11 protein-coding genes and 1 pseudogene are annotated in these 10880 nt (G+C 70.6%); 4 read left to right on the top strand and 8 right to left on the bottom strand.

Annotated features, from left to right (window positions below; genetic code table 11):
• A pseudogene (locus tag M1E25_RS16810) lies at positions 1 to 573 on the bottom strand (hypothetical protein); the annotation flags it as partial.
• 552 nt (positions 574 to 1125) lie between these two features.
• Between M1E25_RS16810 and M1E25_RS16805 the strand changes: the two are divergent.
• A complete protein-coding gene (locus M1E25_RS16805; RefSeq protein WP_251416301.1) occupies positions 1126 to 1560 on the top strand; it encodes an SSI family serine proteinase inhibitor in 435 nt (144 codons plus the stop codon).
• A gap of 25 nt (positions 1561 to 1585) precedes the next feature.
• On the opposite strand, the gene M1E25_RS16800 is transcribed toward M1E25_RS16805, so the two are convergent.
• The 5 genes from M1E25_RS16800 to M1E25_RS16780 form a co-directional block, all read right to left on the bottom strand.
• Positions 1586 to 1744 (bottom strand): hypothetical protein, encoded by a 159-nt coding sequence (locus M1E25_RS16800; protein WP_251416297.1) that lies wholly within the window; start codon positions 1742 to 1744, stop codon positions 1586 to 1588.
• Positions 1745 to 1824: 80 nt separating this feature from the next.
• The gene (locus M1E25_RS16795; RefSeq protein ID WP_251416295.1) at positions 1825 to 2775 is read right to left on the bottom strand and encodes a cytochrome c oxidase assembly protein; all 951 of its coding nucleotides are present in this window, start codon (positions 2773 to 2775) and stop codon (positions 1825 to 1827) included.
• Positions 2776 to 2887: 112 nt separating this feature from the next.
• Positions 2888 to 3913 (bottom strand): 6-phosphofructokinase, encoded by a 1026-nt coding sequence (locus tag M1E25_RS16790; protein WP_251416287.1) that lies wholly within the window; start codon positions 3911 to 3913, stop codon positions 2888 to 2890.
• A 153-nt stretch (positions 3914 to 4066) separates the two neighbouring features.
• Positions 4067 to 4795 carry a type 1 glutamine amidotransferase gene (locus M1E25_RS16785; RefSeq protein WP_251416285.1) on the bottom strand — a complete coding sequence of 243 codons (729 nt, stop codon included), beginning with the start codon at positions 4793 to 4795 and terminating at the stop codon, positions 4067 to 4069.
• A gap of 20 nt (positions 4796 to 4815) precedes the next feature.
• On the bottom strand, positions 4816 to 6054 hold the full coding sequence (locus tag M1E25_RS16780; RefSeq protein ID WP_251416283.1) for a MurT ligase domain-containing protein: 1239 nt from the start codon (positions 6052 to 6054) through the stop codon (positions 4816 to 4818).
• Positions 6055 to 6284: 230 nt separating this feature from the next.
• On the opposite strand from M1E25_RS16780, the gene def reads away from it, so the two are divergent.
• Complete coding sequence (gene def, locus M1E25_RS16775; RefSeq protein ID WP_251416278.1) at positions 6285 to 6830, top strand: peptide deformylase; 546 nt, start codon at positions 6285 to 6287, stop codon at positions 6828 to 6830.
• Positions 6831 to 6868: 38 nt separating this feature from the next.
• On the opposite strand, the gene M1E25_RS16770 is transcribed toward def, so the two are convergent.
• Positions 6869 to 7516 carry a TetR/AcrR family transcriptional regulator gene (locus tag M1E25_RS16770; RefSeq protein ID WP_251416277.1) on the bottom strand — a complete coding sequence of 216 codons (648 nt, stop codon included), beginning with the start codon at positions 7514 to 7516 and terminating at the stop codon, positions 6869 to 6871.
• Between the two features lie 124 nt (positions 7517 to 7640).
• Here M1E25_RS16770 and M1E25_RS16765 point away from each other — a divergent pair, with 124 nt between their 5' ends.
• Positions 7641 to 8867: an acyl-CoA dehydrogenase family protein gene (locus M1E25_RS16765; RefSeq protein WP_251416276.1), complete on the top strand. Its 1227-nt coding sequence runs from the start codon at positions 7641 to 7643 to the stop codon at positions 8865 to 8867.
• A gap of 113 nt (positions 8868 to 8980) precedes the next feature.
• On the opposite strand, the gene M1E25_RS16760 is transcribed toward M1E25_RS16765, so the two are convergent.
• On the bottom strand, positions 8981 to 9685 hold the full coding sequence (locus M1E25_RS16760) for a hypothetical protein (protein ID WP_251416275.1): 705 nt from the start codon (positions 9683 to 9685) through the stop codon (positions 8981 to 8983).
• A gap of 144 nt (positions 9686 to 9829) precedes the next feature.
• Here M1E25_RS16760 and M1E25_RS16755 point away from each other — a divergent pair, with 144 nt between their 5' ends.
• Entirely contained in the window at positions 9830 to 10870 is a 1041-nt protein-coding gene (locus M1E25_RS16755) for a cation diffusion facilitator family transporter (protein ID WP_251416272.1), read from the top strand.
• Positions 10871 to 10880 lie beyond the last annotated feature (10 nt).

The following is a 10880-nucleotide window of genomic DNA, read 5'->3' as shown; positions in this document are numbered from 1 at the left end:
GGATGTCCGCAGAGACCAGGAATGGGTCCAAGACCCACTCCTGCTCACTGATGAGGAACGGTAGGTGAACATCAGACCGCTGACAGCGGCCTGCTGCGAGTGGGCGATCTCATCCTTCACCGTCGGATTGCGCCGGAGCTCGGCAACGGAGACGAGGCTGAGGAACGGCAGCAGCAGCTGGTTCAGGGCGGGCACGGCGCTGTGCGTGAAGAGCGTGCTGCGTGCCGGGTCAATGCCGATGGCGAGGTGGTCCAGTACGAGCTCCTCGACGTGTCCGGTCAGGTTGCCGGCGACGTCGCGGTCGGTCAGCACCTGGTAGTCCGCAATGATCACGAACATCTCGACACCGAGGTTCTGGAGACGTACCCGATTCTGCAGCGTGCCGAAGTAGTGGCCCAGGTGCAGCCGTCCGGTGGGGCGGTCTCCGGTCAGCACCCGGAACTGCCCGGGGTCCTCGAGGATCAGCTGTTCCAGTACCGCACTGCGGGCCCGCGCGGCGGACATGCGGAGTGCGTCGGTGGAGGAACCGCAGGCGGGGGTCGCGGGATCTGCGGTCTGCGGGGTGATGTCCATGAGGTCTCCTGGTGGGTGGCGCCGTCGGGACGACGCCACCTGTTCCAGGGGACACACAAGGGCCGTCCGTCCGAACGGCCCGGTTGTTCATGCACGAGAGGCGGCCGCTCCTACGAGGAGCGCCACCGGCTCGGACACGACGAAAGATGCATGGACGCATCGTAACGCCGTGCCGGGCGGGAGGTGTGCGACGACGACCGTCCCGCGACCTGCACCGGTGATCGCGGCCCCACGTCGCGCGGGCGATTCCCACTCGGTGCTCTCACGCACCGCCCTCGCGAGGTCTTTTCACGCAAGAGCCGTCGGCCGTCACCGGGCTGCGGCGTCCGGGCGAGGCCGAGGTCCACGATGCCGACCGGAATCCGTTCCCACCGGCGTCGCCGTTTCGCTGTGGCATGATCTGCGGCCGGTGCACCGGGTGTTCGATGCCCGCGGCCGAACAGCGCAGTCCGGTGGTTTCCGCCGGGTGAACCGGCGGCGCGGCCGCTTGCCCGCGCGGCCGGTGAAGAGGTGCCCTGGCCTGCGGGGGCCGTGCCCACCAGGAGGTTTTCGTTGTCCGCACGTCCCCTCCGCCTCACCGCTGTGCCCGCCGCTCTCGTCCTGGTTCTGATCGGGGGCACGGTTCCCGCCGCAGCGGGGGCCGCCGAACCGGCGTGGACCGCGGACCCGGTCCGGGCCGCCGATCCGGTTCCAGGCCTCGTCCTGACCCTCTCGGAGGTCCCCCACTCCTCGACCCGCGAGGTCCTCCTGAGCTGCTTCCCGGTGGAGGGCTCGCACCCGCACGGCGTCGAGGCATGCGCGGTCCTCGTGCACTCCGGCGGCGATCTCGACGCCCTCGCGGTGACAGCGCATCCCTGCACCCGCGAGTACCATCCGGTCGCCGTGGCGGCGACCGGCGCATGGGCGGGCCGGCCGGTGCACTGGGAGCGGACCTTCTCCAACCCGTGCGTTCTCGACTCCGCCACGGGACCGGTCTTCCGGTTCTGAGGCCCGTCCCGGCCGTGAGCGGCCGTCAGGTGCGCCGGCTCGCCGCCATTCCCACCGCCACCAGCACCAGCACGACCCAGCCGAACCACAGCCAGCCGTTCGCCCCCAGCGCCACCGTGTAACAGCTCACGGCCACCAGCCCGATCAGGGCGCACACGGCCGGTGTCCTCGCAGATCCGGTCATCCCGCATCCTCCTCGCGCGGCCAGGCCCCCGGCCCGCACTGTCGTGGGAGAACCATGGTGACGCCGGAAAGCCCCCGCCGCTACCGCGCCCGGCTCTGCAGTGTCGCCAGGTAGGCGTTGTACGCCTCCAGCTCCCGGTCGCCGTTGCGGTCCGCCGCCCGGTCGGACCGCCGAGCCTCACGCTGCTCGGAGTGGTACCACTGGAAGACCAGGGCGATCAGCACCAGCACGGAGGGGATCTCGCTGAAGGCCCACGCGATGCCGCCCGCGGCGTTCTGGTCGGCCAGGGCGTCGATCCCCAGCGAGGAAGGCGGGTGCGCATAGGTGCCCACCATCGGTTCCGAGGCCATCATCAGCGCGATGCCGAAGAACGCGTGGAAGGGCATGCCGGCGAACAGCTCCAGCATCCGCATCACGTATCCGGGGCGGTGCGGGCCCGGATCCACGCCCATGATCGGCCAGAAGAACACCAGGCCGACGGCCAGGAAGTGCACCATCATCCCGATGTGGCCCGCCCTGCTGCCCATCAGAAAGTCGAACAACGGGGTGAAGTAGAGCGCGTACAGGCTCGCGATGAACAGTGGGATGGTGAAGGCCGGGTGGGTCAGGATGCGCACATAGCGGCTGTGCAGAAGAGCCACCAGCAGTTCACGCGGTCCGGTGGAGCCGCGGCCGGCGGACGGCAGGGCGCGCAGTGCCAGCGTCACCGGCGCGCCCAGCAGCAGCAGGATCGGGGAGACCATGCTGATGATCATGTGCTGCACCATGTGCACACTGAACATGACCATGCCGTACTCGTTGAGCCCGGTGCACATGGTCACCAGGACCGTGGCCACGCCGACGGCGAAGGCGACGGTGCGGCCCACCGGCCAGGCGTCGCCGCGCTGCCGCAGTCGCAGCACAGCCCAGCCGTAGAGCGCCAGCGCCAGCAGCGAGCCGACGAGGAAGAACGGTTCGCCGGTGAACGCCAGTCCCCGGTCCAGTGTGAACGGCGGCAGATCCATCATCATGCCGTGTCCGCCGTTATCCATCCGCTCGCTCCTGTTTCGCGCCGATGCGTCCGCACCAGACTAGGACCGTCCCCGGCCGCGTCCTGGGCCGGGGGCGGTTACCGCGGTGCCCGTGAACGTCGGGCGGCCCGGGTCAGAGCACGCACTCGGCCTCGTCGTAGCGCTCGGTCGGCACGGTCTTCAGGGTTTCCACGGCCTTTGCCAGCGGCGTCAGGGCGATCTCGGTGCCGCGGAGCGCGGTCATCATCCCGAACTCCCCGCGATGCACCGCCTCCACCGCGTGCCATCCGAAGCGGGTGGCCAGCACCCGGTCGTAGGCGGTGGGGGTGCCGCCGCGCTGCACATGGCCGAGGATGACCGGACGGGCCTCCTTGCCGAGCCGCTGCTCGAGCTCGACCGCCAACTGCCGGGCCACACCGGCGAAGCGCTGGTGCCCGTAGACGTCCGTGCCGCCGGAGTCGAATCGCATGGAACCCTCGCGGGGCTTGGCGCCCTCGGCGACGACCACGATCGCGAACTTCTTCCCCGCCGAGAAGCGCCTGCCCACGACGTCGGAGACCTCCTCGATGTCGAACGGGCGCTCCGGGACGAGCACGGCGTGCGCTCCGGCTGCCATGCCGGAGTGCAGGGCGATCCAGCCGGTGTGGCGGCCCATGACCTCCACGATCAGCACGCGCTGGTGGGACTCGGCGGTGGTCTTGAGCCGGTCCAGCGCCTCGGTGGCCACGCCCACCGCGGTGTCGAAACCGAAGGTGACGTCGGTCCCCGCGATGTCGTTGTCGATGGTCTTGGGCACGCCCACGATCGGCAGTCCCGCGTCCGACAGGAGCCGGGCCGCCTTCAGGGTGCCCTCGCCGCCGATCGGGATGACGGCGTCGAGACCGAGCTCGGCGACGTGCCCGCGGGCCCGCTCCACCCCGTCACGCAGATGGGCGGGCTGCACCCGCGACGAGCCGAGGATGGTGCCCCCGGCGGCCAGAATGCCGCCCACTGCATCGAGGTCGAGCTTGCGGTAGTCGCACTCGAGCAGCCCCCTCCACCCGTCGTGGAACCCGATGACGTCGTCGCCGTGGTCTGCCACGGCGCGGTGCACGACGGACCTGATGACGGCGTTCAGGCCGGGACAGTCGCCGCCGGAAGTGAGGACACCAATGCGCATTGCCGGAAATACCTTTGCCATTCAACCGGACGACCGGACCCCGTCGTCCGGTTGGGTCCGGCCACCTTACAAGCGCTGCCGCGCGGCCATCACAAGGCTCCGCATTCCGGACGCTCGGGCTCCGCCGGGGGGGGCGGAGCCGCCGCGGGGTGGTCAGGCCGGCTGGGTGGCCGCGGCGATGCGCTCGGCCCGCAGCGCCTCGTACCACTGGTCGTCCACCCGCGGCAGGGCGTTGACGTCCAGGGCAAGCTTCAGCAGCAGGTCCGCGATCTGCGGATTGCGCGCCAGCACCGGCCCGTGCATGTACGTGCCGAAGACGGTGTCGTTGTACGCGCCCTCGGTGCCGTCGCCGGTTCCGTTGCCGTTGCCGAAGCGGACCCGGGCGAACGGGCGGGCGTGTGGACCCAGGTGAGTGATGCCCTGGTGGTTCTCGAAGCCCGTCAGGGGCGGCAGACCCAGCCGGGAGTCGATGTCCGCGAGGACGTCACCGACGCACCGTTCGGCATGGCCGCGGGTGCTCACCACATCGAGGAGACCGAGACCCTGCTCGGGCTCCCCGAGGTCGTTGACGAACTCGTGGCCCAGGATCTGGTAACCGGCGCACACCGAGAAAACGATCGCACCGTTGTCGACCGCACGGTTGAGGCCGCCGTCCCGGCGCAGCCGCTCGGCCGCGAGGCGCTGCGGACGGTCCTCGCCACCGCCGATCAGGTAGATGTCGCCGGAGGTCGGCAGCTGCTGGTCGGAGCGGACGTCCACGCGGGACACCTCCAGACCCCGCTGGCGGGCCCGCCGTTCCACGACGAGGGCGTTGCCCTGGTCTCCGTAGGTGCTCAGCAGGTCGGGGTAGACCCACACCAGGCGCAGGCTGTTGTCGCTCATGCTCGCAAGTCCTCTTCGGGTCAGTTGCCGACGCGGCGGCGCAGGTCCTGGAACGCGGTGTAGTTGGCGATGGCCTCGATGCGCCCGGGCGGAGCGTGCCGGACCGCTTCGTCCACGTCGTCACAGGCACGGAAGTCGAGCCCGGCCACCTCCAGACGCACGGCGAGGTCCAGCTTCCGGTCGCCGATGACGAAGATCGGATGCCCGGCGAGGCGGGTGTAATCGACGTCCCACAGCCACGAGGTGTCCGTGCCGTCCGCGCCACGGGCGTTCACGGAGAGGACCACCGGGGCGGGCGGGGCGTCGATGAGGGAGAAGGTCTCGAGCCAGCCGGCCGGGTTCTTCGCGAGCAGCAGCCGCAGGTCGCGGTCATGGAAGTTCACCACGTCGTAGCGGCCGGCGACGGCCTGCACCTGGTACATCCGCTCCAGCGCCACCTGCGGCGGGACACCGAAGGCGGCCGCCACGGCGGCGGAGGTGGTGGCGTTGGCCTTGTTGGCCCGGCCGGGCAGCTGGAGTTTGATGGGCCAGGCCGACCCGTGCGGGTCGAGCACGTAGTCGCCGGACAGCGCCCAGCTGGGAATGGGCCGGCGGAAGCCGCAGTCGCCGCAGTTCCAGTCGTCGTCGGGGCGCTGCAGGACGCCGCCGCAGGAGGGGCAGGACCAGGCGTCGTCCTTCCACTCCTGGCCTGCCGCGACCCAGATCACGTTGGGCGAGGAGGAGGCAGCCCAGGCGATCAGGGGGTCGTCGGCGTTGGCCACCACGATGGCCTTGCTGCCCGAGAGACCCTCGCGCCACTTCTCGGCGAGCATCCGCGTCTCGGCGGCCCGGTCCAGCTGGTCACGCGAGAGATTGAGCAGCGCGATCGCCTTCGGGGTCACGTCGCGGGCGACACCGGCGAGGTACTTCTCGTCGACCTCGATGACCCCGAACCTGGCGTCGGAGCCACCGGCGAGAGCGGAGGTGATACCGGCGGGCATGTTGGCGCCGAGGGCGTTGGACACAACGGGGCCGGCTGCGCGGAGCGCCTCCGCGATCAGCCTGGTCGTCGTGGTCTTGCCGTTGGTCGCCGACACCAGGATCACGTCCAGGTGCCGGGCCAGCCTGGCCAGCAGGTCGGGGTCGAGCTTGAGCGCCACCCGTCCGCCGATGACCGATCCGCTGCCGCGGCCCGCGGCCCGGGAGACCGCCGCTGCGGCCTTGCCCGCCGTCACGGCCAGCTTGGCCCGTGGCGACAGCGGATCCGTGTTGCCTGCCATCGTCCTTGTTCCTCCTCGTGTCCGGCGGCGCACCCGCTCCCGGTCGGTACCCCCGTGTCCGGGCTCCCCGGACGCCGTGGGTGCCCGGTGTCCCGGTGGAACGCACCCCTCCACGCCGAATCGCCGGGCGGGAGGCTTCGGTCGGGTCAGCCTACCGAGATCTTCCCGCGGACCCGAACCGCCCACCCGCAGGACCTGCCCGTTGCCGCGCGGACCGTACGCTGACGGCCATGCGACATCGTGCGATTCCCGGGAGTTTTGGACGTGTGCGCCCGTTGAGCCCGTTCGGTGACCCGGTGCTCAGGTCGCCGTGCCATGAAGTGCTGACCTTCGGCGCACCTCTGCGGGAACTGGTGGAGGATCTGTTCGCCACCATGTACGCCGCCCGGGGCGTGGGGCTCGCGGCGAACCAGGTCGGGGTCCCGCTGAAGGTCTTCGTCCACGACTGCCCCGACGACGAGGACCGCCGTCACCTCGGCCACCTCGTCAACCCCCGGATCGTGGCACTGGGCGGGGTGAGCGTGACCGGCCCCGAGGGCTGCCTCTCCCTTCCCGGCATCGAGGCCGGGACCCGCCGTTACGACGAGGCGGTCGTCGAGGGCCTGGACGCCGACGGGGCCCCGGTACGGGTCGAGAGCACGGGGTTCTTCGCCCGTTGCCTGCAGCACGAGACGGATCATCTCGACGGCGGGGTCTTCACCGACCGTCTCTCCGGCCTCCGCCGGCGCCGGGCGCTGCGTGCCGTACGGCGGGTCTCCCGGCTTCCGTCGTCGTAGCGGGCGCATGCCGTCGCCGGAACCGGAGGGGCGCGGGCTCAGAAGCCGGGAGCGCCCACCCGGTCGTGGACGACGGCGAGCCGGCCCCACAGCAGCTCCGCGAGATGGGCGACCAACTGTGCTCGGGAGCAGGGGCGTTCGCGCAGCCACCAATCACCGGCGGCATGCATCATGCCGACGATCCCGTGCCCCCAGACACGGGCCTGCTCCTCCCCGCCGGGACCGAGGTCCAGGCGTTCGGCGATGACCTGGGCCAGTTCCTCGCCCATCCTGCGCAGCACGGGGGCGGACTGGCGTCCGACGTCGAAGCCCTGTTCGTCGCCCCTGGTCTCCTCGGACGGGTGCATCAGGAAGCGGTAGACCTGGGGCCGCGCCTCGATCGCCGCGAGATAGGTGTCGAGGGTGGCCTCGACCCTGCGCCGCCGGTCGGCCGGGGCGTCCAGGGCGGCCCGCAGGCCGTCGAGGAGGGCGTCGGTGTGCCGGACGGCCAGGGCTCGGTACAGTCCGTCCTTGTCCCCGAAGTGACGGTAGAGGATGGGCTTGGTGATCCCGGCCTCCGCTGCGATGGCGTTCATCGACGCTCCGGGACCGTCGCGCAGTACGACCCGCTCGGCGGCCTCGAGAAGTTCCCTGCGCCGGTGTTCGGCGGATCTGTGGTGGTCGCCCCGATGGCTGGTGGTCTCCATGACGTCTCCCCGCCCGTGTGTTTCCTCCGTGCTTGCGCAACGTAACACCCACGCTGTCTTGACACCGTCTACTGGTGGGTAACACACTGATGTTACCGCAAGTAACAGGCAGGTGGAGGGGACAATGGCAGAGTTCGTCATGGAACTCAACGACGACCAGAAGGACGTCCGCGACTGGATCCACGGGTTCGCCGCGGACGTGATCCGGCCCGCGGCTGCGGAGTGGGACGAGCGCGAGGAGACCCCCTGGCCGGTCATCCAGGAAGCGGCCAAGGTCGGAATCTACTCTCTGGACTTCTACGCCCAGCAGTACTTCGATCCGACCGGCCTCGGCCTTCCCATGGCGATCGAGGAGCTCTTCTGGGGCGACGCCGGTATAGCCCTGTCCATCGTCGGCACCGGTCTCGCCGCGGTGGGGGTCCTCGCCAACGGCACCGAGGAGCAGATCGGTACCTGGATCCCGCAGATGTACGGCACCCCGGACGACGTGCAGGTCGCCGCCTTCTGCTCCTCCGAGCCCGACGCCGGCTCGGACGTCGCCTCGATGCGCACCCGCGCCGTCTACGACGAGGCCAAGGACGAGTGGATCCTCAACGGCACCAAGACCTGGGCGACCAACGGCGGCATCGCCAACGTCCATGTCGTGGTCGCGGTCGTCGACCCCGAACTCGGTTCCAAGGGGCACGCCTCGTTCATCGTCCCGCCGAACACCCCCGGTCTCTCCCAGGGCCAGAAGTTCAAGAAGCACGGCATCCGCGCCTCGCACACCGCCGAGGTCGTCCTGGACGACGTGCGCGTTCCCGGTTCCTGCCTCCTCGGCGGCAAGGAGAAGCTGGACGAGCGCCTCGCCCGTGCCCGGGAGAAGGCCAAGTCCGGCGGTGAGCGCCTCAAGAACGCAGCGATGGCCACGTTCGAGGCATCCCGCCCGGCCGTCGGGGCCATGGCCGTCGGCACCGCCCGCGCCGCCTACGAGGAGGCCCTGGAGTACGCCAGGACCCGCGAGCAGTTCGGCCGCCCGATCATCGACAACCAGGGCGTCGCCTTCCAGCTCGCCGACATGCGCACTCGGATCGATGCGGCCCGGCTGCTGGTCTGGCGCGCCTCCTGGATGGCGGTCAGCGGCAGGCCGTTCACTGCGGCCGAGGGCTCCCAGTCGAAGCTGTTCGCCAGTGAGACGGCCAAGAAGGTCACTGCCCAGGCCGTGCAGATACTCGGAGGCAACGGCTTCACCCGTGAGTACCCGGTCGAGCGGATGCACCGCGATGCTGCGATCTACACGATCTTCGAGGGCACCAGTGAGATCCAGCGCCTGGTGATCGCCCGGACCCTGTCGGGCGTGCCCATCCGCTGACCGGCGTCCCTCCGGCACATTCCCGGGAAGCTTCGGGCCGGCCGAACGCGCCCGGCCCGTACGCCGGCTCCCGCTGCCACCCGGCCGCGCCGGCCGGGCGGCAGCAGGGGCGGTCACGAGCGCTTGATCCCCTGGACGGTCGAGGTGACGACGGCGACCGCATCCTGCGTGATGGGCTGCGCGGCCTTGCGTACGGCGGCCTCGTCCGCGTTCGGGTCGCTCGCCGTCTCGACCAGGGCCTGGGCGTCCTCGACGAGGACGCCCAGGGCGCTGTGCAGATCCAGCGGTGCGGGCCTGGTGCTCGACTCCTGGGCCGGGAGCGTCCTGGGCTCCTGCCCGGCCTCCGCCGGAAGGATCCTCGGCTCGTCCTCCTTCGCCGGCAGGATCGTCGGGTCGTCGGCCGCGATGGCCGACGGCGGGCTCGGGCGGACGCTCGTGCGCGCCAGGGGCACGGACGGGCTCAGCGAGGCGAACGACCCGAGGGCCTGCTCCCGGTAGGCGTCCCGCAGTTCCCGCGCGGCCGCGTCCACGGCTGCGAACCGTTCCTGCAGTGCGTTCGTACGGGCGGAGCCCGACGGCGGATTCGCCGCGTCGACGAGCGCATCGACCGAGGTGAGAACCCTGCCGAGCGGCCCGATGCTCATCCGGGCCGTGCTACTGGCACCGTCCGCCGAGGCGTCGGGCCCGGGGGCCTGTCCGCTCGAAGCGGCTCGGGGCCCGTCGCTCTGCGGGCGCGTGGTCGCACCGGAGACGTCGGCGGTCAGCACACCGATCGCCAGGGCGGTGGTCAGAGCGGCGGCAATCAACTTGCTGCTCATGCGTGGTCCTTTCCGTGGAGGTGGGGCCGGAACGGCACGACAACATGTACATCATTCGTAACATAAAGTGACGTAAATCCGGCGTGGAGTGCTCCGGATGGCTGCGGCGTGCTTCTACCGGCCCGACATGGGCAGACGGGCTGCATGACCGAACAGCAGCAGCACGCGGAATCCGAGCGGACCGGCCAGGCCGCGGAAGACGGGAAGACCAAGGTGACCGTCCTCGTCGCCCTGGGAGCCAACCTGGTCATCGCCGCCGCCAAAGCCGTCGGAGGTGCCTTCGCGGGCTCGCCCGCACTTCTGTCGGAGGCGGCGCATTCCGTCGCGGACAGCCTCAACGAGGTGTTCCTGCTGGCGTCCCTGGCCCGCAGCAAGCGCAAGCCCGATGCCGACCACCCGTTCGGCTACGGCAAGGAGCGGTTCTTCTGGTCGCTGCTCGCGGCCGTCGGGATCTTCGTCATGGGCGGCTGCTTCTCCTTCTACCAAGGCATCGAAGCCATGCGTTCCGAGGGCGAGCACTCGCGCACCGGCTTCATCGTCGGATTCGCCGTGCTGACCGTCGCCCTGATCGCGGAGGGCACCTCGCTGGCCAAGGCCCTTCTGCAGGTGCGCAGTCAGGCCCGGCGGGAGGGACGCCGCATGTTCCGCCAGCTCCGGGCCGCGGACGACCCGGCGCTGCGCACCGTTCTCGCCGAGGACAGCACCGCCTGCCTCGGCGTCCTGCTGGCCATCGCCGGGCTCGGCCTCCACGCGGTCACCGGCGACGTTCTGTACGAGGCCTGGGCATCCCTGCTCATCGGGATGCTGCTCGTGTACGTCGCCTACCAGCTCGGCCGGGAGAGCCGCAAGCAGCTCATCGGCGAAGCGGTCGACCCCGTGCAGCGGCAGGAGATCCGCGAGTTCCTGGACAGCCGGCCCGAGGTCGACACGGTGACCACCCTGCTGACGATGCGCCTGGGACCCGATTCGGTGCTCGTGGCCGCCCGGATCGACCTGATGCCCGGACTGGACAGCGAGGTCGTCGAGGAGGTCTCCAAGCGGCTGCGCAGCACCATCTGCACCGACTGGCCCATGGTCGACCAGATCTTCCTCGACATCACCGACGCATCCGCCGAGGACCGCGAACGGGCCCGGCGCGAACGCCGGGAACTCGAGGTCGCGGCGGCCGAGGCGGCCGAGGCGTGATCCGGTGCGG

The organism is Streptomyces meridianus, from assembly GCF_023703325.1.
GTDB classification, from domain to species: Bacteria; Actinomycetota; Actinomycetes; order Streptomycetales; family Streptomycetaceae; genus Streptomyces; species Streptomyces meridianus.
The sequence above is the reverse complement of the archived record's forward strand: the minus strand, read 5'-3'. Positions and strand labels throughout refer to the sequence as shown.